Raw genomic sequence first — 25,573 nt, 5'->3', positions numbered from 1 at the left:
TTACGTGGCAATCTGTGTAGTCTAATATAACATATGGGGTGGATGGAAGCAATCTGTGAGGCGGTTTAACTCCCCTTTCACCCCTTCTCCCGCTTTGCCGCCAACAACCGGTCCAGATAAACAGACTTGAACTGTTTGCTGGCCATGGCCTGCTTAAGCGGCGGCAGCTCCAGGATAGCACTGAAAAGAGCGGCCATGGCCCTGTGGTTGGAAAACGCCTGGTTATCAAACACCAGATTTGCCAGTGTTCCCTTCTCAATGGCCTGAAGAACAAATCTGTGGGTGCTGTTCACCGGAGTAATGATCTGCTCAGGCCTGCGCTCCATGTGAATCGCCTTGACGCCGCAATTCCTGGCGCATACACCGCAGCCCAGACAAATGTCCTTATCCACCACAGCCCGCTTCCTTCCGTTCCCTCCATCCTCCATGGAAATGGCCAATACCGGACAGACCTTTGCGCACTTTCCGCAGCCAACGCACTGGTCCCCGGTAATGTCAGGAATATAATTAGTGGTGGCCACCGGCTGCATGGGGCTGAACCGCCTGGCAGCCTGAAGGGCCTCACAGCAACACCCGCAGCAGTTGCAGATAAAAGCCGGGTGCTCCCGCACATTTTCCCCTATCTGTACCAGATTGCCGGCGTAGGAGCGCTCCAGAGCATCCAGTGCCTCCTCCTTGGAGATAAGCCTGCAGTAATCCCCGTGCCGGGCCAGGGAACGCGCCACATTGTCAAAGGTCAGGCACACATCCCAGGGAGCATTAATCTCGCAGGGATGGCCTGCGTGGAACATTTTATGACGGCAGTAACAGAGCCCCAGACCGATGTACTCTGCCTCCTCCACGATGTGGGTCGCCCGCTCGTAATCCAGAATGTGGTTCATCCTGTCATTGGTCAGAACCGGCTCCTGGACGAACACACGGCCCAGCTTTGTCTCCGTGGCATAAAACAAATCCTTGATGAAATCCTCCTCCACATTCATATACTGGTAATACAATTCACTGAGATACTTTTGGTCAATATCTCCCCTGGTCCTCATCAGAGCAAATTCAATGAAACCGGCCATTGGCGGGGGCATCACGAATTTCCGCACACCCTTGTCCCAGGAGTCCACCAGCAATGCCTTGCCGCACAGGTGGTCCAGCAGCTTTTCCGCCTTATACTCCGAAGTGCCCCATATCTTTGCCGCCTTTTTTATGGTAAACGGGCGAACCGGCAGCAGCGCCACCCATTTGGCCTCCTTTTCAGAATAGAGGACCTGCAGTATCTTATACAGTGTCTCAGAGGCCGGGGCCCCCTGGGTAAACCAGTTGATACGGTCTCCCAGGTTCCGGTATGCGTCACGGGTTGTAAGATGTCCCATTGTCTTTACCTCCTCCTTGGATTTTCCTTGATTGTTCCCGTTTTTTTCCTCTGCCATACCGCGGTGCGCCTGAACATTCATTCCTGTCAGCTATGCCTGGGCATGTCCGGGCGTGGAACAACCTCTTTACCATCTACTTTAGCACTGAAAAAAATAATATTCAACAGAAAGTACATCACATGCTTCCTTTCCACAAAATCCTGTTTTAATTTGTCGTTCTATACCATTCATCCGCCGATTCGAACATATGTTCGAATTTTTCTTGACAAAATCCCCCCTCAGTGATATCCTTAAAATACATCACAGATTCCATTTTCCACATGAGAGGTGGAAAAATATGCAATATTACATACGCATTGATAACCGGAATGTATATGTCTCAGAAGAGATTTATAAATTGTACTGCAAAGGCGAGCGGAAGGAGCGGTATTTCCGGGAATCAGATATTCATAACAAGACATTTTCTTATAATGCACTGGATACAGAAGATTTAAACGGCTGTGACCTGTTTCAGGACACCCGCTCCAAGCCTGTGGATGAGCAGGCTGAGGAAGCCCTGGAGCGCTCCCTGCTCCTTGAGGCCATGAAGGACCTGGACCCCAAAGAGAAGGATATCATACGCCGTATTTACTGTTACGACCAGTCCCTGCGCCAGATTTCCAGGGAAACCGGAGTTCCTGTAACCACCCTTCATTACCGCCATGGAAAGATTCTCCGCAAGCTGCGGAGCCTCATGGATTAAAGGAAAGGTGCTGCACAGATTCACACAGGCATTTTGGCCAAAGGGCCGCCCGCGCTGACATTCAGGTACCTGTTGCACATATCTGTCGGCTTTGGACGGCCTTTTCTAACCGGTTTTAATCGAACACATGTTCTGTTTGTCGGATGAATCTTGTAACCACCGATGATTGCTTTTAACGGAACAAAGGAGGAATCTGGTTTGAACATTGTTATATCAACTGAACATAATCAGCTTTTCAGACAACTTTACGCAGCCGCGGACTCGGCCATATCCAATCGGCATCTGCGGGGCATGGAGCTATATGCCTTCAGAAGCCTGACGCCGGAGGAACTCATCAAGGAAGCTGCCGGCTCTCCTGCACAGCTGTGGCTCATGTTCTTTGACAGCGACAGCCGGCCTGACTGGACGGATGTCCTGGACAGGCTTACAACTTTCAGCAGTCAAATCATGGTCTGCGTGATGAGCAGTGATTACAGCACCGCGGCCCGTCTGGTCAACAGCCACTCTGTCCGCGGCATTGCAGGCTATATCCATCCTGTCCATGACAATTTAGAGCGCTCCTGCCTGAATATCCTGACCTACCTGAACCGCCGTGTGAATTCCACAGACGGATTTCTAATCGTGCACGGCAGCAGCCAGGAAGCCCGGATTCCCTTTTCCAGTATCTATTATATAGATACCGTAAAAGGGACTCATATGTGCAATCTACACTGCTCAGACGGAGTATATACGTTCCGTTCCGGCATAAAAGAATTGTCAAAAAAGCTGAAGCCGCCTTTCCTTCAGGTCCGGGCATCCACCATCGCCAATCTGTCAAATGTCCGGTCCTTTGAACCAAGCCAGGGCATCCTTTCCTTTACAGGCGGTATTTCGTGCTGCTGCTCCCGCAGCTACAGGCATGATTTGTCCGATTATTTCCGCAGGCATCCACGCCATGTGTGCGCGGAAAGGGGACGCGGACTGCTTTGTTCCATTTAGGGAATTCATCAGCAGCTCCTTTCACATCTCCTGCGTTCAGACGCCTCAAAAGCGTACTGTTTCTGAGAGCGCCTGCCCCCAGATTATAAGCAAAGCTTACCAGGGCATCAAACTGGTTTCTTTAGTTAGGGCATGTCCCACTTTGCTGTCTGCCTCTGACGTGGTTCCTGCTTTCATGTCCGGCGGCAGCACCGTACCTCCCGTATATTCGCTGCCCTCGTATGCGGCCAGCGCAGGCGTTTTTCCTTCTGTTTTGTCAGGAGATGTATTTTCCAGTTCCCTGCCCGTTCCATTTTCCTCCGATATCCCTCCCGCCATAACAGGAGTCTCCACGGATTCTTCCTCCGGAAAATGCAGTACGCCGTTTTTGTCCACCTGTACCATAAAACGTGTCCCAAACTTTGCCATCTGCCCATCCCGGTTAAAGTAATACGGCTTTCCTTTGATAAGCTGAATACCCTTAACCATTGCAAAATCCGCCCCAAAATAATACCAGTTATCCTTATAAAGATACCAGTTATCCCGCACAGCATGGCCCGAACCGTCAAACCAGAACCACTGACCTCCGTCCTGATACCAGTCATTGGCCACATACCGTCCCGGTTCCAGATAAAAACGGACCCCTCCATCTTCCTTGACCCATCCCGTGGGATGGAGTGATGGAACCGCTGATTCGCATACCTGCGCTGAATAATCAATATCCTTGAGTTTCAGCACACTGACCCAGGGCGTGTCCTGCGCCCTTGTCTCCACTGTACCATAATTGATTCCCTTAGCCTCGATGCATTTTCCATTTCCAATGTACACACCGATATGCCCTGGTTTCCAAAGGGCCCAGCCTGTCATTGATTCATCCAATGTTCTTATGGGCCGTACCTCCCGGGCAGTCTCCTTATAATTGGCACTTCCCCTCAATATGCCGGTACACCAGGTAATCAGGCCGGAACAATCCGTACAATGCTTTCCCATGAAGCTCCGCGCCTTAGTTATGTACTGGGGTGTATAGACCTTGGGGTTTTCCGCTGCCAGCTGTTGCAGCAGCGCTTCCGTCAGGATCTCCCCCTTCATGCCGAACACATATGGCGTGCCCAGCTTTCCCTTGCAGAATTCAATCAGTTCCCTGCTTGTCTTACTCATGATTCATTTTCTCCTTTCACTGTTCATGAACCGGTATCTTCTGCCCCCATGCCAATAAAATCCGTATAGTAAATATTCTGCCGTACGTCCATCAGCATAAAGCCGTAAAGATATCCATCCCCGGATGCCGGTACTGTCTCCAGAAGCATATCATCCGGTTCCTCTATATAAAATTCAGTTCCCATGTAGTAGCTGTCCGTGTAGTACCTGTCCTCCGGGATTTGGGCTGAAGCATTACTTGTATCACTGAGAGAGTCCCCGGTATCATCTCTGGTATCATCTCTGGTTTCACCTCCGGATTCCTCCTCCACATCCTCCATACTCTCAACCAGATAAAGCGGAGTCACCCGATCCCCCTCCTTTAACTCATAAATCTGTTTTGCAGCCTCAGACGTCTGGCCTGCCGGTGTCACGGAAAGAATCTGCCCGTCTTCATGCTCCTCGTCAAACCCTATCCGCATGGTGCACAACTCCCCGTTATAGAGCACCGGGGCCATATATTCCGTGTATGCATCCAGATTCATGGTCTCAATGAGACAAAGTACCTGTCCCTTCATCCCCATATAGCTGTCCTCCGGCGCTGCCCGAAGGGTTCCGTCCACGCCAATATCCACATCACTGTCTGTACAGAGAAGGTAATAATTTTCATCATCCCCCGCAGGAAAGAACACAGCCAAATACGCTCCTGTCGTATCAGAAACATCCTCAGGGGCTATGCTGATTTCCACGGTGCCGTCCTTATGCGCACTAATATTTCCCCATTCCACTCCGCTTTCCCGGGCCAGATACGCTGCATATCCGTCTGTCAGCTGCCTGTAGGCACTGCAGAATCCCGTGGTGTCATACGTTTCCAGATCCTCACTCAGATAGGGATTGGAACCGCTTGGCAGGTATATAGTCAGACCGCTTGGATTCACAGGATAGCCTTTAGCCCACTGTTCCGTCACAAGCCTCCTCATCCGATCCTTCAATGTCTGAAAGGCATTTTCATCCGGATATACCCTCTGGCAGGCATTCAGGAATTCCAGCACATCCACCAGCTCCGGAGAACCGCCCGCCTGCCTGCTGCCAAATGCCAGCATTTTCATTCTGTCCCTTCCCAGTTCTCCGTACAGCTCTTCCCGCAGTTTCTCCGGTATCCCGTCCACATATTGATGAAATACCTCATGAAATGCCGGATATTCCTTCATATCCAAAAGGCTCATTGCAACAGGCGCAGTGCCCGAGGCATAGTAGGCATCATACGCCTCCACCATGGACCGGCCCACCGCCTCTCCCCATTCCATATCAGGCGGCAGGCTGTCTCCCAGAGCCGTCATCCATCTGTAATCATATCCATGCTGAGGTTCCAGCTCCGGAGATGCAATGACATAATCGGCATATCCATCCAGACAGCCGGCAATCTCCACACTTCCCATAAGACAGGCGTCAAACGCCACAAAGTCAAAGGCGCTGTCTGCCATAACTGAATGGTCCAAAGCCTCCCTTATCTCCTCCAACGAGAGCCCATCCCCGTCAAAATGACTGTCGCTTCCATATCCTCCCACCGGTCCGCCTCCATGATTCCACAGAATCAGCCCATAATGGTCGGCCGGATAAGACTGGACACCGTAGTTGATAAAATCCGTCAGTGTATCCGCATCCCCCATGTTCCTGATTTCCATGGATTCCATGGAGGATATTCCATCCTCAGTCAGGGAAAATCTGGCATAGGGTACACCATCCATTTCATCCAGCTCCCACCGGGTGGAACCGCCTGCCTCAACCACCACATGAAGGGAGGGAGATTTTACTTCCTGTCCCATCTCCTTCAATGCATCCATCATCTCCCAAAGGTCCGCTGTGGCGGCGCCATAATCCCCTTCCAGGTCGCTTCCGTTCATGTAAACCATGATTGTACTGTCCGCTGCCTCTGCTGCCTCTGCCGCCTCTGCATATTCCTTTACCTGGATTCCCTGGCGCTGAGAACCGCTTACCGTATAGAGAGCTGCTCCTGCCAGCAGGGCGCTGAGGGTCGCCGCGATTCGCGGCGCAGTGACCCTCTTTCTCTTTTTTTCCATCTGCCAATCTCCTTTTCATTATCTCTACAAAATCATTTTACCGTTTCGCATCTTACCACCGCATCTTACCACCGCATGCCGCCTCGCATCTTGCCGTTTCGCATCTTGCCGCCTCGCATCTCACCATTTCGCAGCCTACAGCCTGCTGTCATACCTGCCCCTGCGGCTCCTGTTCCTCATTACATGCGCGTTCTCAGAAGTCCGGGCCCCAAATTCCTGCCTTGCCTCGTCCATATACCGGTGAATCAATCCCTCCCGTGAAAGATTAATGTAATTCTTGCCGCTGCGGTCCACAGGGAAACTGCGGTACATGGCTTCCTCGGTCTTATTCAGCACGCGCTCCATACTTCCCTCCACCTGGGACAACGCCTTCTTCTGTTTCTGCTCACCTGTCTTCTGCTTTTGAAGCTCCGCATACGCCAGCATCTGTTTTCTCTGACTCTCCACCGCAGACATGCTTTTCTTTACCTCATCATACAGAAGCTTTGCCTGGTCGTAATTGCGAATAACATCCTTCAGCTCAGACAGCTCCTCATCCCGGAACACGCCCTCCTTTTCTTTCAGTGTAATCTTACGCTTTAATCCGCCCATGGAGCCGGACAGTGCCTTCACATCCCCGGCCTGTTCCCCCGCGCTCAGGATACCGCCCACACAGTCCAGGGCGTTCATATACTCCTGGTTCATCTGGTCAAAGTCAGACATAGGTTCGCGAAACTCCCGGATATAAGCTTCCTGCATGGAACGCATCAGCCTTGTGGAAGATTTCATCTGCTCCCTGGCACCTGCCAGGCGCCTGCACTGCTCCTCTATGGTATAGGTCTCGTGGCTGTACCGCCTGAAATTGCTGCGGAAAGCCCCGTCCTCGATATGGTCCAAATCATTCTTCATCTGCCCGTTCATATTGCCTGATACAGTGCCTGCCGCGTCGGATTTCAGCGCAGAGTGGCCTATTTTTGTCTCATACCGGTAGGTCTTTCCCAGGGCAACAAACTCAATGGATGCCCTGAATTCCTGTTCGCTCATGTTAGCCTTGCCGTACAGCTCCAGCCGGTTGATATAGAAGAATGACAATGCCCCCTGTATCACGGCGTTTACCGCCTTCATGACGCCCTCTCCAACCCTGCCTGCCAACTGCACAGCGGCTTTGGCCACCTGAAGGGCAGCTGTTGCCACACCGACTGCCACATATACTCCGGCCTTGGCAACCTCATAGGCTCCTATCTCAATTCCCTTGGCAATGGCCACAAACGCCTTCTTCCACCACTTGGCATTCCTGATGGATCGTTTGCAGTCCTCAATTTTACGGTTCAGGGAATCAATCTGCCCATACAGCTCATTTACATGGGCCTGCGCCCTGTCAATCTCCTTGGTGGCATTCTTAATCTTATCCCTGAGCCGGTCAATAGCTCTGTTGATGCTCTCCTGTACTGCCTTCAGTTTTTCCGCCAGCTTGGACGTATCAATCACCAGACAAAATTCAAATCCGCCCCGGTTAAAATCCTGGTAATTAACCTTCAGATGAATACTCACATCAAAAACCGCCAGCCAGTTAAACCGCGCATCGATGGATATAAGCCCCCTGCAGAAGATAATTCTGGTTTCAAAATACAGGATGGACAGCAGTTCAATCCTTCCGTCCAGATAGAACGTCACATCCTTCCTGCCTGCGGACAGGAAGAATACGATTCCCTTCTGTTCCCTGCCCATAAACTGTCTCAGCACACTGTCCGCCGGCACAGGAAGGGCTTCCCCGGACTTCTGGCCCGCTTTGGAGGGACATAATTTCAGGAAACCCAAATTTACCTCCGGTATCCGTCCATATGCCAGCACTCCGTCTCCCTCCCGGAAGGAAAACAGAACCTCGAACCGGACCTTGAAAATCTCAATGACACCGCATACAAAGATTCCCCGCTCCACCGTGTAACTGCCCAGCCTGGTATTCACATCCGCATAATAAAACTGAGCCGTAAGCTTTATGCCGCCTGAACTGTCTATGTAATAATGCCGCATCCGCCGCTGATCCACCAGGTCCACTCCATCCCCGAAGGGAGAAGCCTTTACCTGATCCCTATCCAATACCAGGCTGTTATCATGGATTCTCTGGTTAAATGCCTCTGCCAGCCGGGCTCCGTCTGCACTCTTAACCAATTCCCGGTCAAAAGCCTGCATGTCCTGGAAAGGTAGCCCTAATATACGGATAAAATCGATGCTGTCAAGGCCGTCAAAGGAAAGCCCCAGCAGATTTTTTACCAAAATGGGAATTGACAGATCGCTGACTGCTGCCGACAGCAAATCCAGCTTTGGAACCGACCCTGCCACGGTGAGCATCACAGCCCCAAACAGGTGAATTTCCCGTATATAAAGATTGGCAAACATGGCAAAGGACGGCCCCTGGTCAAACCCTATGGCCAGGCAGGTATCCCCTATGGAAAAAGGTCCTGCCAGATGAATGGGCTCCCTGACCTCCCCAAAGGCCTCCACCATAAAGCGGGTCTTGGATATGCCGCAGTTTACATGAAACTCCATATCCGGCACAAAGGCGAACCTAAAGGAGCCCTGAAGGGCCAGGGACAAGGCGCTGCTTCTAAGCTCAACTGCCAGACACATGTTTCTGCTCTCCATGAAACTGTTTTTACTTGCAGGTATTGCCGCCATACACAGAAATCCGCCTTCACCTGCCCCCAGAAAAAGCTGCGCCTCCTTAAGGCCGAACAATTCTCTGACCGCCCTCTCAAACACGCTGTCTCCGTTCAGTTTTAAATGGGAGTAGGCAAGAAGGCTGCACCTGTCAATCCGGGCCGGAAAAGCCTCTGCTCCCGGCGCCCCAGCCATCAAATCCCGGGGACTCATCCCCTTTCCCACACGTCCGAAGAAATAAAACTCCTCCATTCCAAAAAAGCCCGCTGCTTTTTTCACTGCATCCATAAGGGATGAGACCTGTGCGTTTCCCCCATTACTGTCTGCTGAAAATGAAAAAAGAATGGCTGAGCTTCCCCTGCCGGCCGCTGCCTTGAAATACAGCCCCGGTTCTCCATAACCCAGGGCTGTGATTCCATGAATGCAGGAAAGAGTGGCGCGTTGATTGGAGACATGGACCAGACTGGAAGCGTATGCTCCGAATTTGGAAGCCATTTCACCGTCCACAGCCTCCAATAATCCCGCGGGCCCCCTCTGGTCCATCTGCAGCTCCCCGCAAAATGACATTTCGCTCTTATCATACCAGACAGCCAGCCTGGCCGGACAACCCCTGACGGCGCCCTCCACGGCTATACTGCACGACATCTGCCTCTGGTTCATTCCTTACGCTCCCTCCTGCAATCTTTCTATGCTGCTTTGCATATTACTTTACATCGCTACTTAGCGGCCTGACTCTTGGCCGGCAGTGCAGCCACGCCCAGGTATTCGTCCACAGTAATCAGGGCCATCTTGTCCACTACCTTCTTTCTGTCCGTATTCCAGACAGAAATGGAAAGGTTCGTCACATCCACAATGGGCTTAATGGTTTCCGGTACCAGACCTTCTGTCACCACCTGCAGCTGAAACGCATACTCCAGGACAGAATTCTCTCCCTTTTTACAGATGTACAGATAAGCCATCTGAAGCTTGATTACAATGTCCTCCAGTTTCATGGATGTGGAGCCGCCGCCCTCCTTGGCAGCCTCGGTCATGGCCGTCTCAAGCTGTGTCGTGTCCACGGCAGTATCACTGCCGGACACACCCTTGGCCATCTTCTTGATGTCGTCAATCAGATCCTTTACGGAAATGCCGCTGTCCGGCGTCTGTTCCGACGGAATCAAAAGAACTGCGTATCCTCCCTCATTTTTTTCATACATGGCATGAAGCTGGGTCCCAATCAGGGAAAATTCAATACCTATTGAAGCTTTTAATGTGTTGTTATTCATTCTGCTGTTCTCCTTTTCTTAATTGTTTTGTATTCTATCTATCATATACAGCCCTCCGGATGACTGCAAAGCCATCATACCGCTGAAATGGTACTCGCTGCACCTTGACGGCATCGTTTGAATGATTACCGGCATGAATGGTTTATTATGTTCCTGAATCCATATCCTGTTCTTCATGCAATCTCCCACCAGCTGTCCGGCCAGATTCGTGATATTCAGGCAATGAAGGCTGCTGTGGTCCGTGTATTGGGGAAATACGGTCCTGTACCGGTCCAGCATCATACAGGCTCCGCGGCGCAATTGGACGGCACGCAAAAAAGGACGTTAATCCACGGACCATTCCATGACTTAACGTCCTTTCTCCCAATCAGTCTCTCAAAACCCAGTCAGGCCGGATTACATTCCTGAAAACTGATTTTTTACCTTCATGATTTTCTGCTGTTCCGCCTGTTCCGTCTGATACCATCCCTTAGCGGACATCTGCTTATAGATGTCATCCTGCATACACAAACTGTCATTCAGCGCCTGGTTAAAGGTCTGATGCACATTAGCTGTGGAAGACTCGATGGTTCCGTGAACATACAGGTCGCATACGCCCTTCTCGGTCAGGAGAAGGTTCTCCATAATACACTTGTCATCCATTCTCTGCTTCCTCCTTATATGAGATTATAAAAACTGTCAAAAATCTGCTGATGCTTCTGTTCCATCTGCTGTACCTGATTTTTAAGGGCAGGATCCTGCAGATTCTGGATGGCTTCCTGGCACTGATTCATTAAAAACTGCTCATGGCCTAATGCATCCTCAATATAATTTAATTCCTTTGGACTCATGATATCACCTCCATGATTATTATGCCGCCTGCCTTCCCAGGATATGCATAAATCCGTATCTTTCCCGAATTGGTTCAACAATATTATCAGGCTCATTACTATCAACCCAATATTATTACCCAATATTATTATCAAATAAAACTTGTAATTTCACCCCAAAATACAGTACAATAGTAATAGTAACATGTATACCGGCAGTCAATTTTCCGGAACCACAAGGAGGGATATACAATGGCAAAAAAATCACTCATAATCGCAGCCTTGGCAGCTTTTCTTTCTATGGGCACTCTGTTCTCCGCCTATGGACAGGAAAAAGCAATCACATCCATACCCTTGACATTTTCCTGGGACACAGCCCCAAAGGGCGGCGAACTGGTAGGCAATGTATATGCAGTATCCAGCAACAGTGAATTCAAGGTGGAAGGTGCTGTGTACGACAAAAAGGATGACCAGTGGGACTATGGCGAGAGGCCCATAGTGGAAGTGGAGCTCTCTGCAAAGGACGGATACTATTTTTCCAGCACCAAACGCAGCATCTTCTCGCTGACCGGCTGCGGGGCCCAGTTTAAAACCGCCGAAACGGACGGAGACGGAAGCACTTTAATCCTTCAGGTGTATCTGCCTGCCATAGACGGCAATCTTCCTATTACCACATCCGTCAGCTGGAACCAGACCACCGCTGTATGGGATAAGGTAAACGGGAGCAAAGCATACGAATTGCGCCTGTACCGGGACAAAATACCGGTAACCACCCAAAAGACTTCCGAATCCACCTATGATTTCAGTTCCTACATCAATGTAGAGGGAAATTACACGTTCACCGTACGGGCATTGGGTACCTACAGCTCCCAGGCCGGACCATGGACAGACAACTCTGAGCCTCTGACCATCCGCACCGAAGACACCTGGTTTATCGCCAACGGAAAATGGGATAAGACCTCCTCGGGATGGCGCTATGTATATCCAAACAATGTCTACCCGGTAAACAGCTGGCGCTGCATCAGCGACAACTGGTATTACTTTGGACATAATGGGTATATGGAAGCTGATTGTTATGTAAAATCCTCGGACCAGGATTTATATTACTGGCTGGGAAGTGACGGAATTTGGAATACTGAGAAGGATACGGCCGCGCCGGAGACTGGCAGCAGAATCATATCTTAATCCATATAAGAAGCCTCACCGGTTAGTTGATATCATATCATTACCGGCGAGGCTCCTTTTCCATTGTAAGCGATGAATAACCCACCGCCTTCTACCCAGGTCCGTCCTATGAGATAATCATGGAGTTGGACAAGAATGGTTGCTTTAGCCAAATATAGTATGTACATTTATTTCATAGCACGCTTTGCCTTTGACGATTGTACGAACTATCTTGTAATCCCCATCCAAAAACACAAGGTCTGCGTCCTTACCAGGTTCGATAGAACCTACCCGGTCATAAACACCGATCAGTCTGGCCGGATTCTCCGTAAGCATCGGGATAATATCCGTCAGAGAACGTCCTGTAAATTCCAGAAGATTCTTCAGAGCTTTTCCGGTTGTCAGCGTGCTGCCTGCACGTGTTCCGTCGGAAGCCAGCTTTGCATCACCGCCCACAACGACAACATCATTAACTCCCAGCTTATAATTGCCATCCGGAAGTCCGGCTGCCATGATGGAATCCGTGATCGCAACCACACGGTCCAGGCCCTTGACTTTTATGATAAAACGAACGGTCCCCGGATGAAGGTGTCTTCCGTCACAAATCATTTCACAGTACACCTCATCGTCTTCCAGTACCGCTCCCCAGATCGCCGGAAAATGCTGATGCAGCAGCTTCATGGCGTTGCCGGTATGAGTTGCTCCCAATGCACCGTTTTGTATGGCTCGCCGCGCTGTATCATAATCTGCCCCCGAATGACCGATGGCAACCTGAATCCCCAGACTCTTAATATAGGGAATAAAATCAACAATGCCTTCCACCTCAGGAGAAACCGTGATATAGCGGACCTCTCCTTCCGCCGCCTCCTGATACGCCTTTAGAAGCTCCATATCCGGCTTCTTTAAGAGGTGTTCCGGCATGGCCCCTTTATAAGCCGGGCATAAGAACGGCCCTTCCAGATGGATTCCCATCAGATTCGCACCGCGATGCTCCGTATTTTTCCACTCTTTATACATATGGATGGCATGCATGGTCTGCTCCTTCGTGTCCGTAAGAACAGAACAGAGCCAGCTGGTCGTTCCCTGCGAAGCGAAGAAACGACAGATTTTTTCCAAGCCGTCTGCGTCCGCACCATTGACATCCACACCGACTGCTCCATGAGTATGAATATCAATAAAACCTGGGACCACGCGTTTTCCTCCGGCATCAATCACCTCATCACATCTCTCTCCCTCGCAGCCGCCCATTCGGGAAATTCTTCCGTCCTCCAAGAGAAGATCCAGCGCCTCGAAACGATGGTTGTGGTACACAGATGCATTTTTGATCAATGTTTTCACTGTAAAACCTCCTTCCATAAACTCTGTTATCGGTACAGGCAATGCCCTGTCTCTATGATATCCCAAAGTGTGCCGAGGCATTGCTTAGAACGGCCCGCCAGCCGTAAAGTCCTGCCCTGTAAGGCCGTTCCGTCATTGTATTAATCAGGAATCATTTTATTCCTGCACACATCACAGTTCTATTAATGGTGCATATGAGCTGCACAGGCACAATCTTCCGCGCCCTTTCCCTCATACACGTCATCCTTCATCATCAGATGTACAGCTCCCAGCTTAAATGTCTGTGGAAGCGCAAGAATATTCGGATTCGGTCCTACAAATTTCTTCTTTGCATCCTCCAGTGCCTCTTCAATGGTCGCTCTCGTCTTAAGCCCCATTCCCCTTGCATAGCCAGGATCCTGAGCGCCGCAGAGGTAGATTGCGGAGGTATTCATCTCTGCAATATGGCCGCAGCTGATCATGGAGAATCCATGGAACGGATGGAATGCGTTGCAGTAGCGGTACTTTCTGATATACTCCTCATTGGTCGCAAAATACTCGCCGTAGCGGTTCATGTCAGGAAGCGTATTCATAAAGTCATGCTGGAACATCTCATACATTTCCCTTGTATACGGCCACAGTTCATCGTGGAAGTATCCGTTGCAGAGAGAAGAACAGATAATCACACAGTTATCGCTCATAATTCTCTTATGTCTGATAACCTGGGCGGAAATAGCCTGAAGCAGCATGATCGGATTGGTTCCCATGCCTTCCCCGTAATGGAAGAACTGAGGCATACCGAATACCATAACATCGTACTTCTTCTCTGCCCACGGCACATACGTTCTCTTGTCTGCCGTGATCCAGGAATGAGGCTGCATGACCTTTGCATATCCGCTGTTGATCTCGATCTGTCTGGACTTTGTATCGAGAACCGCATCACAGCAGAAGAACTTCTTGCCCATGCATTTCTCCATGTGCTGTCCGATCTCGTCGAACTTTGTTCTCATAAGGGACTTTCCGCTGACCGGAGTAAAGTCCTTCCGGTGCATAACCTCCGGCACATGGTGGGATGCGATGGAGCGCCAATGGGTAATTCCCGTCGCACAGTGCTTGTATCCGCCTGAATATCCGCCATAAGGATTGCCCTGGGTATGGCCGATCAGAATCGCAACATCACTGTCGTAAACGTATTTGTTCATCAGAACCGGGTCACCTCTGTCCGTGGTTCCCAAATCTACCAGATGATCGTAATCCTCGCTGTCGTGGTTGATGATCTGGTGCGTATGCCAGAATTCATGGAACAGCTCGTCGCCCAGAATATTATGTATCTCCTGTTCTGTATTCTTCCGATGGAGACCGTTGGAACAGATCAGTAAAATGTCCTTCTTCTCAACACCAACCGCATACAGTTCGTCCAGAATCAGCTTAATGGAAATCTTGCGGTGGGATGTCGGCTGTTCTCCGCCTTTTACACGGTCCGGAAAAATAATAGTAACCTTGGATCCCTTGTGAGCCAGCTCAGAGAGCGGTTCCATTCCCATCGGGTTTCTGATGGACTTTAAAGTCTCTTCAACCAGGCGATCCTCCGGAATGCATGCCGGATCCGGCACGGTCTCACCCGGAATAAAGATGTCAGTTGTATCGGGAAGTTCTGCTGTCATAAGGCCAGCGCCGTATTCAAATGATAATTTCATATAATTTCCTCCTTCAATATTAAGGTAGTGTCAAGTCTGACACCCCGTTTGTTATTAAAAACCTTATATTTTCAAGGATTACACCGCTTTTGAAAATAAAAAAGCAATGACCTCCCCTTTTTTGGTATAATGTAGTCACCACAACCAACATAACCAAAGGATGGATCATTGCTATGGATAACATTATACTCTATTTACTTACTGTAATTCAAGAACAATATAAAACGATTTGCTGGCTCCTGAATCTGATTTGCAGATTTATTCCTCTCAAGCAGTGGGCCTTCGATGACTCCCACTCCCCTAAATACCAGAAATTTTCCACCGACCGTCTCCCTGTTATCAAGCCCTTCATTCAACAGGACTGGCAGTTCCTTCTTGAATACTATCTCTGGAAATATGGTAAAACAGTTAAGCCGGTCCAGCGACGCAATGGGAAGTCCATACCAGATGATGTCGTCTGCCCTCTCTGCGGTGCCCCGCATCACTATCTCTATGATAACAACGGCGGCAACGGCCAGTACCAATGTAAAGTCTGCGGACAGACCTTCGTTACCGGGGACCTTGTCTCCACTCCGGTCCGTTTTGTCTGCCCCTACTGCGGACATTCCCTCGTCCCTAAAAAAGACCGTAAGTTTTTTCGCCTGCACAAGTGTGTCAACCCCAAGTGCCCCTTCTATCTGCATAACCTTTCCAAGGTTGATAAAGAGCACCTTAAGGAGGAGTTCGGTAAGAATAGATATAAGCTCCATTATCTCTACCGGGAATTCACCGTGGATTTCTTCCGCATGGACTTAGATTCCCTGCCCAGGAACGCCTCTTCCCTCAAGTTCTCTAAGCATAACGCTCACATCATGTCCCTGTGTCTTACCATGCATGTGAACCTCCAGCTTTCCCTGCGCAAGACCGCACAGGCCCTCCATGACCTCTATGGCATCCGCATCTCTCACCAGCAGGTTGCCAACTATGCCAGAACAGCCGCCGTGGTCATCAAACCCTTTGTTGACCATTATGATTACCCGAAATCCTCTGTATTCACTGCCGATGAAACCTATATCAAGGTCCGCGGCATCAAAGGCTACATCTGGTTTATTATGGACGCCGCCTCCCGCTCCATTCTCGGTTACCAGGTCTCCGACAACCGCTCTGTTGGCCCATGCATCCTTGCCATGCGTATGGCTTTCCGGGGCATGAAGAAGCTCCCGGATACGTTCCGTTTCATTGCCGATGGTTACAGCGCCTATCCTCTGGCTGCTTTACAATTCGCTAAGGAACTGGGCGATGATTTCAAGTTTAACATCACGCAGGTAATTGGGCTCACAAACAATGATGCCGTCTCTAAAGAGTTCCGCCCGTACAAACAGATGATTGAACGGCTCAACCGTACCTTTAAATCCACTTACCGTGTCAGCTGCGGTTATGATAATTACAACGGTGCCAACTATAACGTGGCTTTGTGGGTTGCCTATTATAATTTTCTGCGTCCTCACAGGCACAACCATTATCAGGTCCTAAACATGGTCGATCTGCTGGAAGGTGCGGACAATATGCCTGGGAAGTGGCAGCTCCTGATCCTGCTCGGGCAGCAGACAATCCTTCATTTACAGGAACATCAGAACCTCGGCGAAATCTGTTCTTAGATTCCAAGCCAGAGGTAAAAACGCAGCCATCCCGGAGGGACCTGCCCTTGATGGCACGCCAAACCAATGCTATCATGCTGTGACAACGATGGTGAAACTGAATCTGTTCTTGAGTTCTTCGCCATCGGTAAGACGTTCAGAGCATTGGTTTGGCGTGCTGTCAAGGGTGGCGTAAACTGCCGGCACCTTACCAGTCTGCCATTTTCAAGGTTCTAATCCGGCCGTTTTTTACGGCCTTAGGTTTTTCATAACTCACTTGACACTACCAATATTAATGTCCCATGTATGTCTTAATGATTACCAGATATTCGTCCGGATAAAAGCCTATCTCTCCCTGGAATCTGGTCAATGCGATGAGACCGCCGTCCATCACCGGTACGGAAGCCAGCATCTCTGCGTTATCCACCTTTAATCCGCCGCCGTACACAACGTCGCATCCTTCGGTGATTTCCTTAATATAGGTACCGATCATGGTGATATAGTCTTTATCCGGCGGAATCTTTCCAGGTCCGATGGCCCAGATCGGTTCATAGGCAATGGTGACCATATTTCTTTCCACACCCTCCAGACCGATATCAATCTGCTCCTTTAATACCTCTTTCCATCTCTCCTGCTCTACAGAAGACTCTCCGATACAGTATAGCACAGAAAGACCGGAAGAAACTGCCCTTTTTATCTCCTGATTCAACAGACGGTTCACTGCCTTTGTATCTGTGACACCGGCTTCCGCAAGGATTCCCGCCTTGTCCTTTCTCTCTTCACAGTGACCGATAATTGTCGTGGTACAGCCGATGGCTTTTGCCGCGTTCGCGGTCCGGTTCGTCGTAAAAGCGCCAAAACCGCCCCCAACCGCCGTATCATCACGGTATACGCTCTGGCATCCCACTTTAACCGGACTGTTCTCACACAGCGCTCCCACAGCAGGAATTAAGTGCGCCTCTGGAAAATACATGGCAAATTCCACGTCTTCTCCTGCGTACTTTTTTAGCTGCTCCTGTGTATTGGAGACAATAAAGCTTCCCCATTCTCCCATAGGAGCAATGCTGTTTACCCCGCCGTATTCTTTTGGGATGTCAAACCGTTTCAAATTCAAAAAAATGTGTTTCATGAAATACCCTCCTTGTTTTCAGCGCTGAGTGAACTTCTCATAATATTCCTTAATTTTAACTTGTTACGTTAAAATCAATAAAGTCTCTCAGTTCCGGCCCAATCAAAGGTCTGCACCAGCGGATAAACTCCTCTGTCACATCGTTGCCGCGTTCATTCAAGTAGGATTCCGGAATGGTCCGCTCATACATCATGACTTCTTTGATCGGTATCATCTCTGTATGCATGCGATATACGCCGTCAATCTTCTCCGCCTCTTCATCACGGATAAATCCAACCATGACGCCGCTCTGACCGGCAACTGCCGCTTTTAATGCCTCGCTTCCCGCCAAAACCGCCTCGTCCCGGTCCACTGGAGACTGCCATGCGATCGAAGCTCTTCCGCAGATACCCGGTTTCTCACTTCTCGCCTTGATTCCCAGTTTCTTAATAACCAGCCCGGCCAGATAGGCGCTGACATCTCCATAATACGTTGCCCGCTCCGTCTTAAAGATTGGAGGAACAATGGGCTCACCCGCTTCATTTTTCAGGCCCTCGCTGACTACGACCACAACTCCGCCCTTTTCTTCATGAAGACGTTTTACATCCTCTAAGAATTCCGCCTCGTTAAAAGGTCTTTCCGGCAAATAGATCAGATGCGGGGCATCCCCCGGTTTTTTCCTGGCCAGTGCCGATGCCGCGGTGATCCAGCCGGCATTCCGTCCCATAGCCTCAATGATGCATACGTGAATTGGAAGGGACTTTACATCCACGCCTACCTCGGCGGTCGTGGCCGCTATGTATCTCGCCGCGCTTCCAAATCCCGGAGTGTGATCTGTAATTGCAATATCGTTATCGATTGTCTTTGGAATTCCAACGACGCGGATATCCTCGTCCTGACAAACCTCATAAATACGTCCGCACGTATCCATAGTTCCGTTTCCACCGTTTAACAGCACATACTTAATCTCATGCTTCTTAAAAATACCGACCATGGCCTCATAATCTTCCTGCTCCAGCGCATACCGGGACGATCCGATCGCCGTAGCGGGAGTTTCCAAAAGCAGCTTCAGCTTCTCTTCCGAAAATTCCAGAAGATTTAAAAAGCGCTCCTTCAAAATTCCTTCACTTCCCCCGATTGCCGCATAAACCTTATTAATTTTTCCAATTTTCCTCGCTTCCTCTATGACTCCGTAAAGGGAAGAATTGATAACCGCTGTTGGTCCGCCTCCATGGACAATCAAAACATTTTTCCCCATGCTTTTCCACCTTTTTTTATTATTCACCCTTAAAAAATTATATCAGCCCGGTAGACATCCCATCCGGGTACTCCTCGCGGGCCATTTGAAAACCATATCATTTTTTCTTATACCGCTCAATCATCTCTTCCAGCGTCACCTGCTCCACCAGCGGCGCCTTGCCGAACGAGCCAAACTGCACGATCAGCGTTCCTACCACTTCCTTCACACCGCGTTCCACGCAGTTCACGATAGCCGCCACATCTTCATCCGGGATTGTTCCCTTCATAACCGTATCCATAATCGGCGGAAGGAAGACACGCGGGTCAAACTGGCTCTTCTTCGCTTCCATCAGCTCGTAAATCTCACCGATGGACGCACTGGTACGAAGCTCCGGATATTTTACAAACAGTTCCTTCATGTTCCTCGTGACTGCCAGGCGGATATCGGTATCTACATTGATCTTGTTGATCCCACAGGGAATGGCTGCCTGCAGTTCTTCAATAGCGATGCCATAGGTATTCGTCAGTTCTCCGCCCAGGGCATTGATCTCATCTACGATATATTTCGGAACCGTGGATGAACCGTGGGATACAAGCGCACCGAAAATACCTTCGTGGCTTAAGCACTCTCTGATCGCCGTGGCGATCTCCTTTCTCAGCTTCACGTCTTTTCCCTTGGACGCGCCGTGCATGGTTCCGTAGGAGATGGCAAGCGCATCCACGCCGGTCTTACGGAAGAATTCCACTGCCTTCAATGGGTTTGTGTAGGTGGAGGACGCGGAGAATACATGATCTTCCACGCCAGCCAGAACGCCCAGTTCCCCTTCCACACTGACGCCCCTTGCGTGAGCGTATTTTACCACTTCTCTTGTCAGCTCCACATTCTCGTCAAACGGCAGTGAGGAGCCGTCAATCATGACAGAGGTGTAGCCTCCTAAAATCGCCGCCACACAGGAATCAAAATCACGGCCGTGATCTAAGTGCAGTACGATTGGAATTTCAGAATCGGCTCCGTATTTCTTTACAGCGTCCGCGATATTCTTCGCGCCGATCTTCTTGTCTTCCAGTGTTGCGTTCATGAAATCCGTACGGCCGCCCATAAAGCCATTCGCTAAATCTGCTCCCTGTAAAATGGCCGGGGAACGAAACATCTCGTGCACTTCGATGGCCGCTTTTGCCTGGGCTACCGCATTCACATTAAATGCGCCCTGGCCGAATCCGTATTTTATCGTTGCCTCCATCAGAGGTCTTAATGGAATCAATGGCATTGTCTTTATCCTCTCTCTTTTCCTATGCAGTTTATGTTTTAACTGCTTTTCACTGTTTTTACCGTTTTACTGCTTTTCTTCTTCTCACTGTCTTTACTGCTTCTTCCCTTTTCAGTCTGTCAGAGCCGCCACATAATCCGTCAGTGTCAGCGTAATATCCGGATGGTTCTGAAGTAAGCTCACCGGGAAATCGGTGGAAGGTTCTCCGTAAGCTGTACGGCGCACCACCGCTCTGTGCCAGTTGCGGAATACACCCAGACGGATTTTTCTCGCATGGGCAATCTCGTGGATTCCGATCGTTACGCAGTAATGCGGCATATCCTCCAGCGCTCCGCCAAAATCACCGATGGCATTGGCCGTCCTCGTCTCCGGTGTAATGGCCAGAACCCTCGTCTTCTGCGCCAGAAATTCCTCCGGTGAAAGAGAAGGATCCGCCTCGTTAAACGCCACATGGCCATTGATGCCGATGCCTCCGAATGCGATATCGACACCGCCCAGCTTCTCGATCAGCTCCGGAATATAGCTTACATTGTCAGGATCCGGGAATACCCGCTGCTCTTTTGGCATAATTAATTCCGGCTTGATCTTCGTATAGACAGTCCGTTCCATGAACCCATGGAAACTTAACGGGTGATCCACGGGAATCCATTTTTTATCGTCATCCAGATACTCATCCATATTGATAAACCAGGTATCCTTAAGAATTAAATTCTTCTCGTTGACCATGTCCACGAAATAGGGGTACTGGCCAACCGGGCCAACCGGGCAGATAAATACAGTCTTCTTTCCGGCCTGGTTGTTCTCCTCGATCGCCTGGAACATCTCCTTTGCCATCGCCTGAAATACAGTGGCGTTATCCGGCATGCAGATCAGCGGAAGCCGTGGATTCTTCAAAAGCTGTTCTTTGTTGTACTGGTAATATGCGTGATTCATCTTTAACCTCCTTAGAAAAGAGAGTGTCTCTGAATTGGAGATACTATCTCCGGGACACTCTCTTCACCTGTGTATTACTTTTAACAGTTACTGTTTACCGCTTATTTGCCTGCTTCTACCATATTATCGATCATAACGTAATCGGCTACCGGAACTTCCTTCTCAACTACACCTGAATTGATAAAGTTATCCTGCTGAATCTTATAGTAATTTTCTACGGTACCGTCTGCTGCTCCCTCGGAGACTTCTTTTCCTGTCAGCCAGTCCGCATCACCGCGCTGTGCGTAAACGCTGTCGTAATCAGTTGCTGTCTGTGTAGAAACATACTTGGCAACCTCATCATAATGATCGTCTGCCGCGTAGTCCATTGCCTTAAATAATGCCTTTGTGAAACGCAGGATCTTATCCTGATTCGCTTCCGCATACCTTGGTGTTGCAATCCAGCTTGCAAGGGATACCGTTGTGTCGGAGAACGTTAAGTTATCACAGAGCTTTGTGGAATCTTTTACTTCCTCTAAAATCTTTAAGCTGTTTGGAGACCATGTGGCACATGCGTCCACACCGCCGGAAATCATGGCTGTTACAATACCGGATGCATCCATATCCACAGCAGTAATATCATCCATGGTCATACCGGCCTTTGTCAGGCTGCCCACCAGAATATCCTCGCTGGAGGTACCGGAAGAGTATGCAACTTTCTTTCCCTTTAAGTCTTCGACCTTAGTAATTCCAGGGCCGGCAATTAAAGCGTCGCCGTTGGAAATATGAGACAGAGCGAAAATCTTCGCCTGCCCGTTGACACAGAGCTTATGAGCACCCTGACCGATGTATCCCACATCGATGCTGCCGGATTCCATCGCTGCGATGATGGTAGGACCGTCTGCGAATTCCACAAGGTTTACGGTGATGCCTTCCTCGTCAAAATAGCCTTTTTCCTTTGCCGTCATCACGGACCATAAGCTTCCGTAGTTAGGCATATATGCCACATTCATGGTGATCGGCTCTGCCTTGGCTTCCGCAGGCGCCTCTGTTGTCTCCTCTGCTTTTGTCTCTTCCTTCGTAGTCTCTGCCTGTGCCGCTGTTGTAGTCTCCGCCGGTACCGCTGTTGTTGCTTCTGTCTTGCTGCTTGCGCAGCCTGCCAGTGATGCAGCTACCAGAGCCGCCATAATTAATGGTAATACCTTCTTCATAATGTTTTCCTCCTTATTTAGCAAGTGTTTTTATACCTCTTTTTCATGTCTTTCTGCTATGTCTTCCATCCATGCTTTGAATGCAGCAAACCCTGCTTCATCGTTGTTGAAAGCAAACGGCTTTTCTCCTTATTTACGCACTTCCAGATATTCCTGATAAACCTCACCCCAGATATAAGTCTTTAAATCCAGGAATGGAAGCTCCATCTTCATCTCCTGCGTACGCGGATACGGAAGATTGATATCCACAATTTTCTTGATACGGCCCGGTCTCGCGCTCATGATAATGACCTTGGTGGCCAGAATGACGGCCTCTTCCACATCATGGGTGATGAAGAAACAGGTCTTCTTCTCTTCCTGCCACGTCTTTGTCAGCTCTGACTGAAGCTGGGTTCTTGTCTGCGCATCCAGAGCTCCGAAGGGTTCATCCATGAGAAGCACTTCCGGCTGTACCGCATACGCTCTGGCAATCGCCACCCTCTGCTTCATGCCGCCTGACAGCTCCTTCGGGTATGCGTCCACGAATTCTTCCAGTTCCACCATCTTTATGTACTTCATGGCGATTTCCTTCGCCTGTGCATCGTTCATTCCCTTTAATTTAAGGCCGAACATAACATTTTTTAATACGGTCAGCCATGGGAAGAGAGCATACTGCTGGAAAACCACGCCGCGTTCCGTTCCCGTACCCTCCACCTTCTTGCCGTCCACATAAACGGCGCCGGAGGTTGCAGGGAGAAGACCTGCAATAATATTCAGCAGGGTAGACTTACCGCAGCCGGAAGGACCGACCACGCAGATAAACTCATTCTCCATAATATCCAGGTCAATTCCGTTTAACGCAACCATACGGCCCTTGCGGCCTTCATAGATTTTCTCCACATGGTCGATCTTAACCTTTATATTTCTCTCGTTTCCTGCCATCCAGTGAACTTCCTTTCCAAATATTTGATGATCTTTTCACTCGTAATTCCAATGATACCGATGATGATAATATAAAGAAGCATCGGCGGTACATCGAAGCTGTTGTTCAAAGAACGAATTCTCATACCAAGTCCTGCCACGGCACCTGTCGACTCAGCCGCAATCAGTGTTGTAAGTGCGACAGATACACCAAGACGAACTGCTGTGATAATAAACGGAGTGGTTGCCGGGAAAATAACCTTTACAAAGATATCTCTGTCTTTTGCTCCCAGAACCCGCGCGGCCTTGATCAGTGTTTCATCCACGTTGCGGACGCCCTGATAAATTGTAACGCACATAATTAAGAAAGTAGCCATCCAGATAACGATAACCTGTGGCTTCCTGCCGACGCCTGCAGCGATAACAACAAGCGGTACGTATGCCAGAGGCGGAATATTACGAATGAACTGAATCCACGGTTCTACGATGTAGCGTACCGGACGGTACCATGCCATCAGAAACGCGATCGGCACTGCCGTAACAAAGCCAAGGATAAATCCCAGAATAACGGAAATCATACTGCTGGAGAAGTCGTTCCACAGAACCCCCCTCTCAATCATAGTTTTCAATGATTGAAATATTTCTGGAAGGAATGGAAAACTTCTAGCGGTGGATGGATTAACCGACAACCAGAACCAGAGAGCCAAAGCAACCATAAAAGATATAAGCAGCCAGCCCCAGTTTGGTATTACGGCAATGATGTCTTTTTTCTTTTTGTTTTCAGATTTTTTTAAAGACATTTGCAAATCCCCTTTCTCTTATTTCCATAAATATTAGTTCTATTTCATTAATAATTATAACATATTACACAAAAATATCATCTATTATTTAGTCAAACGTTTGTGTATCAAAAAATTTCACACAAATGTTTGATGATCATTATATAGCATTTTGTTTATCCTTCCTGTATACTTATGGTAAAGTATAATTTGAGTAATAATAGATAAAGGGTGATTAGTTTATGACATTAAAGGAAATTGCTAAAGAAGCCGGCGTATCCATCTCTACTGTTTCTCGTGTTATTAATAAGAATAGCACTAGCGCCGCTAGCAAAGAGGTTCAAGAAAGACTTTGGGAAATCGTCCGACGAACCGGATACGTTCCTAACAGTTCAGCACGCGACTTAAAAATGAAAGGAGCTAACTCGCCTCACATATCCCACTCAATTGCATGTCTATTTGCCAGAGCAGAAGATTCTAAATCGGATCTTTTTTTCTCTACTCTTGCAAGAAGCATTGAGCAAGAGGCGTTTAAGCGTAACTATATTCTTAAATATTCCTTTACGGCGATTGACATTCATCATCCCAACGTACTTCGACTCATCACAGACAATCATGTCGATGGAGTTGCCATTTTGGGAAGATGCAGTAAGCAGACGCTCAGTTTCCTAAAGAAGTATTTCAACTGCGTTGTGTATACCGGATTGAATCTTTTAGAAGCCAAATATGATCAAATTATTAGTGATGGATATCAGGCGGCTTTGACCGCAATGAGTTACCTTATAAATCTTGGTCACTCGCGAATTGGTTATATTGGTGAAACTAAGTATGAAAATCGTTATACTGGTTACTGCTCTGCACTGAATGCCTCTGGACTACCATTGAAAAAAGAATACGTTGTAAATGTCCCGCTTTCATCAGAAGGAGGCTACTGTGGGGCAAAAAAATTGATTGACCGCAATGTTGACGTGTCTGCACTCTTTTGCTGCAACGACGTAACCGCCATCGGGGCCATGAGAGCTATTCAGGAAACCGGGCATAAAATTCCAGATGATGTATCAATCATTAGTATTGATGATATTGATACAGCCCAATATCTTTCTCCTATGCTGACAACTATTCACATGCCAGTAGAGGAGATGGGACAAATGACTGCAAAAATTTTGATTGACCGGATTGAAGGCGGACATTGTCTCCCTATTGTGATGAACCTACCATATTATTTAGCTAATCGTGAAAGTTGTAGGCAATATAGTCCATCAAATAATTTGTCAGCATCTAATCATAATCTTTAGAAAAGTGACAAGGATCCACCTATGACGAAGCAGTCGAAAAACAAACAAATTAAATTCCCCATACCCAGTGAGAATGGA

The 25,573-nt window shown here is 48.9% G+C and carries 22 protein-coding genes; 5 read left to right on the top strand and 17 right to left on the bottom strand.

Going from position 1 to position 25,573, the window contains the following annotated elements; all coding sequences use genetic code 11:
• Window positions 1–77: 77 nt before the first annotated feature.
• Window positions 78–1,361 carry a 4Fe-4S dicluster domain-containing protein gene (locus G614_RS0100470; RefSeq protein WP_027640344.1) on the bottom strand — a complete coding sequence of 428 codons (1,284 nt, stop codon included), beginning with the start codon at window positions 1,359–1,361 and terminating at the stop codon, window positions 78–80.
• Window positions 1,362–1,698: 337 nt separating this feature from the next.
• Here G614_RS0100470 and G614_RS0100465 point away from each other — a divergent pair, with 337 nt between their 5' ends.
• Together G614_RS0100465 and G614_RS0100460 are read left to right on the top strand one after the other, a co-directional pair.
• Entirely contained in the window at window positions 1,699–2,103 is a 405-nt protein-coding gene (locus G614_RS0100465) for a sigma-70 family RNA polymerase sigma factor (protein WP_027640343.1), read from the top strand.
• A 198-nt stretch (window positions 2,104–2,301) separates the two neighbouring features.
• Window positions 2,302–3,081, top strand: a complete 780-nt coding sequence (locus tag G614_RS0100460; RefSeq protein ID WP_027640342.1) for a LytTR family DNA-binding domain-containing protein — start codon at window positions 2,302–2,304, stop codon at window positions 3,079–3,081.
• A gap of 96 nt (window positions 3,082–3,177) precedes the next feature.
• On the opposite strand, the gene G614_RS29180 is transcribed toward G614_RS0100460, so the two are convergent.
• The 7 genes from G614_RS29180 to G614_RS31850 form a co-directional block, all read right to left on the bottom strand.
• Entirely contained in the window at window positions 3,178–4,218 is a 1,041-nt protein-coding gene (locus G614_RS29180) for a hypothetical protein (protein ID WP_242827963.1), read from the bottom strand.
• A 23-nt stretch (window positions 4,219–4,241) separates the two neighbouring features.
• A complete protein-coding gene (locus tag G614_RS0100445; protein WP_027640341.1) occupies window positions 4,242–6,278 on the bottom strand; it encodes a clostripain-related cysteine peptidase in 2,037 nt (678 codons plus the stop codon).
• A 135-nt stretch (window positions 6,279–6,413) separates the two neighbouring features.
• Entirely contained in the window at window positions 6,414–9,575 is a 3,162-nt protein-coding gene (locus tag G614_RS0100440) for a hypothetical protein (protein ID WP_027640340.1), read from the bottom strand.
• Window positions 9,576–9,631: 56 nt separating this feature from the next.
• The gene (locus G614_RS0100435; RefSeq protein WP_027640339.1) at window positions 9,632–10,180 is read right to left on the bottom strand and encodes a hypothetical protein; all 549 of its coding nucleotides are present in this window, start codon (window positions 10,178–10,180) and stop codon (window positions 9,632–9,634) included.
• Window positions 10,181–10,198: 18 nt separating this feature from the next.
• Window positions 10,199–10,462 (bottom strand): hypothetical protein, encoded by a 264-nt coding sequence (locus tag G614_RS0100430; RefSeq protein WP_162142727.1) that lies wholly within the window; start codon window positions 10,460–10,462, stop codon window positions 10,199–10,201.
• Window positions 10,463–10,576: 114 nt separating this feature from the next.
• Window positions 10,577–10,822 (bottom strand): spore coat protein, encoded by a 246-nt coding sequence (locus tag G614_RS0100425; protein WP_027640337.1) that lies wholly within the window; start codon window positions 10,820–10,822, stop codon window positions 10,577–10,579.
• A 14-nt stretch (window positions 10,823–10,836) separates the two neighbouring features.
• The gene (locus tag G614_RS31850; RefSeq protein WP_166430208.1) at window positions 10,837–11,010 is read right to left on the bottom strand and encodes a hypothetical protein; all 174 of its coding nucleotides are present in this window, start codon (window positions 11,008–11,010) and stop codon (window positions 10,837–10,839) included.
• A gap of 231 nt (window positions 11,011–11,241) precedes the next feature.
• On the opposite strand from G614_RS31850, the gene G614_RS0100415 reads away from it, so the two are divergent.
• A complete protein-coding gene (locus G614_RS0100415; RefSeq protein WP_027640336.1) occupies window positions 11,242–12,174 on the top strand; it encodes a hypothetical protein in 933 nt (310 codons plus the stop codon).
• A gap of 144 nt (window positions 12,175–12,318) precedes the next feature.
• Here G614_RS0100415 and nagA read toward each other — a convergent pair whose 3' ends face one another.
• Both nagA and G614_RS0100405 read right to left on the bottom strand, forming a co-directional pair.
• Complete coding sequence (gene nagA / locus G614_RS0100410; RefSeq protein ID WP_044917253.1) at window positions 12,319–13,491, bottom strand: N-acetylglucosamine-6-phosphate deacetylase; 1,173 nt, start codon at window positions 13,489–13,491, stop codon at window positions 12,319–12,321.
• A gap of 182 nt (window positions 13,492–13,673) precedes the next feature.
• On the bottom strand, window positions 13,674–15,167 hold the full coding sequence (locus tag G614_RS0100405; protein ID WP_027640334.1) for a lactate racemase domain-containing protein: 1,494 nt from the start codon (window positions 15,165–15,167) through the stop codon (window positions 13,674–13,676).
• A 173-nt stretch (window positions 15,168–15,340) separates the two neighbouring features.
• Between G614_RS0100405 and G614_RS34125 the strand changes: the two genes are divergently transcribed.
• Window positions 15,341–16,804, top strand: coding sequence for a DDE-type integrase/transposase/recombinase (locus tag G614_RS34125; RefSeq protein ID WP_027640333.1), 1,464 nt, complete (start codon window positions 15,341–15,343; stop codon window positions 16,802–16,804).
• 271 nt (window positions 16,805–17,075) lie between these two features.
• Here G614_RS34125 and G614_RS0100395 read toward each other — a convergent pair whose 3' ends face one another.
• The 7 genes from G614_RS0100395 to G614_RS0100365 all read right to left on the bottom strand — a co-directional run bounded on the left by G614_RS0100395 (window position 17,076) and on the right by G614_RS0100365 (window position 24,221).
• Entirely contained in the window at window positions 17,076–17,912 is an 837-nt protein-coding gene (locus G614_RS0100395) for a triose-phosphate isomerase (protein ID WP_027640332.1), read from the bottom strand.
• A gap of 55 nt (window positions 17,913–17,967) precedes the next feature.
• On the bottom strand, window positions 17,968–19,149 hold the full coding sequence (locus G614_RS0100390) for a diphosphate--fructose-6-phosphate 1-phosphotransferase (RefSeq protein WP_027640331.1): 1,182 nt from the start codon (window positions 19,147–19,149) through the stop codon (window positions 17,968–17,970).
• A gap of 97 nt (window positions 19,150–19,246) precedes the next feature.
• Window positions 19,247–20,398: a class II fructose-bisphosphate aldolase gene (locus G614_RS0100385; protein WP_027640330.1), complete on the bottom strand. Its 1,152-nt coding sequence runs from the start codon at window positions 20,396–20,398 to the stop codon at window positions 19,247–19,249.
• A 111-nt stretch (window positions 20,399–20,509) separates the two neighbouring features.
• Window positions 20,510–21,331 (bottom strand): glucosamine-6-phosphate isomerase, encoded by an 822-nt coding sequence (locus tag G614_RS0100380; protein WP_027640329.1) that lies wholly within the window; start codon window positions 21,329–21,331, stop codon window positions 20,510–20,512.
• 101 nt (window positions 21,332–21,432) lie between these two features.
• On the bottom strand, window positions 21,433–22,521 hold the full coding sequence (locus G614_RS0100375) for an ABC transporter substrate-binding protein (protein ID WP_027640328.1): 1,089 nt from the start codon (window positions 22,519–22,521) through the stop codon (window positions 21,433–21,435).
• Window positions 22,522–22,650: 129 nt separating this feature from the next.
• Entirely contained in the window at window positions 22,651–23,442 is a 792-nt protein-coding gene (locus G614_RS0100370; RefSeq protein WP_006774272.1) for an ABC transporter ATP-binding protein, read from the bottom strand.
• Entirely contained in the window at window positions 23,418–24,221 is an 804-nt protein-coding gene (locus G614_RS0100365; protein ID WP_027640327.1) for an ABC transporter permease, read from the bottom strand. The genes G614_RS0100370 and G614_RS0100365 overlap by 25 nt, the downstream gene beginning before the upstream one ends.
• Before the next feature lie 221 nt (window positions 24,222–24,442).
• Here G614_RS0100365 and G614_RS0100360 point away from each other — a divergent pair, with 221 nt between their 5' ends.
• Window positions 24,443–25,495, top strand: a complete 1,053-nt coding sequence (locus tag G614_RS0100360; protein WP_027640326.1) for a LacI family DNA-binding transcriptional regulator — start codon at window positions 24,443–24,445, stop codon at window positions 25,493–25,495.
• Window positions 25,496–25,573: the final 78 nt, after the last annotated feature.

Source organism: [Clostridium] clostridioforme AGR2157 (assembly GCF_000424325.1).
GTDB lineage: Bacteria > Bacillota > Clostridia > Lachnospirales > Lachnospiraceae > Enterocloster > Enterocloster clostridioformis_A.
Note: the sequence above shows the minus strand (reverse complement) of the source record. Positions and strands in the feature narration are given on the sequence as shown.

What these genes read in the sequence shown, in the direction of transcription:
- G614_RS0100370 (WP_006774272.1), bottom strand. Translation starts at nt 23,442, where the DNA reads ATGGCAGGAAACGAGAGAAATATAAAGGTTAAGATCGACCATGTGGAG.
- G614_RS0100465 (WP_027640343.1), top strand. Translation starts at nt 1,699, where the DNA reads ATGCAATATTACATACGCATTGATAACCGGAATGTATATGTCTCAGAA.
- G614_RS31850 (WP_166430208.1), bottom strand. Translation starts at nt 11,010, where the DNA reads ATGAGTCCAAAGGAATTAAATTATATTGAGGATGCATTAGGCCATGAG.
- G614_RS0100435 (WP_027640339.1), bottom strand. Translation starts at nt 10,180, where the DNA reads ATGAATAACAACACATTAAAAGCTTCAATAGGTATTGAATTTTCCCTG.
- G614_RS0100375 (WP_027640328.1), bottom strand. Translation starts at nt 22,521, where the DNA reads ATGAAGAAGGTATTACCATTAATTATGGCGGCTCTGGTAGCTGCATCA.
- G614_RS0100445 (WP_027640341.1), bottom strand. Translation starts at nt 6,278, where the DNA reads ATGGAAAAAAAGAGAAAGAGGGTCACTGCGCCGCGAATCGCGGCGACC.
- G614_RS0100430 (WP_162142727.1), bottom strand. Translation starts at nt 10,462, where the DNA reads ATGATGCTGGACCGGTACAGGACCGTATTTCCCCAATACACGGACCAC.
- G614_RS0100390 (WP_027640331.1), bottom strand. Translation starts at nt 19,149, where the DNA reads ATGGGGAAAAATGTTTTGATTGTCCATGGAGGCGGACCAACAGCGGTT.
- G614_RS0100405 (WP_027640334.1), bottom strand. Translation starts at nt 15,167, where the DNA reads ATGAAATTATCATTTGAATACGGCGCTGGCCTTATGACAGCAGAACTT.
- G614_RS0100385 (WP_027640330.1), bottom strand. Translation starts at nt 20,398, where the DNA reads ATGCCATTGATTCCATTAAGACCTCTGATGGAGGCAACGATAAAATAC.
- G614_RS0100365 (WP_027640327.1), bottom strand. Translation starts at nt 24,221, where the DNA reads ATGTCTTTAAAAAAATCTGAAAACAAAAAGAAAAAAGACATCATTGCC.
- G614_RS0100440 (WP_027640340.1), bottom strand. Translation starts at nt 9,575, where the DNA reads ATGAACCAGAGGCAGATGTCGTGCAGTATAGCCGTGGAGGGCGCCGTC.
- G614_RS0100425 (WP_027640337.1), bottom strand. Translation starts at nt 10,822, where the DNA reads ATGGATGACAAGTGTATTATGGAGAACCTTCTCCTGACCGAGAAGGGC.
- G614_RS0100395 (WP_027640332.1), bottom strand. Translation starts at nt 17,912, where the DNA reads ATGAAACACATTTTTTTGAATTTGAAACGGTTTGACATCCCAAAAGAA.
- G614_RS34125 (WP_027640333.1), top strand. Translation starts at nt 15,341, where the DNA reads ATGGATAACATTATACTCTATTTACTTACTGTAATTCAAGAACAATAT.
- G614_RS0100415 (WP_027640336.1), top strand. Translation starts at nt 11,242, where the DNA reads ATGGCAAAAAAATCACTCATAATCGCAGCCTTGGCAGCTTTTCTTTCT.
- G614_RS0100360 (WP_027640326.1), top strand. Translation starts at nt 24,443, where the DNA reads ATGACATTAAAGGAAATTGCTAAAGAAGCCGGCGTATCCATCTCTACT.
- G614_RS0100470 (WP_027640344.1), bottom strand. Translation starts at nt 1,361, where the DNA reads ATGGGACATCTTACAACCCGTGACGCATACCGGAACCTGGGAGACCGT.
- G614_RS29180 (WP_242827963.1), bottom strand. Translation starts at nt 4,218, where the DNA reads ATGAGTAAGACAAGCAGGGAACTGATTGAATTCTGCAAGGGAAAGCTG.
- G614_RS0100380 (WP_027640329.1), bottom strand. Translation starts at nt 21,331, where the DNA reads ATGAATCACGCATATTACCAGTACAACAAAGAACAGCTTTTGAAGAAT.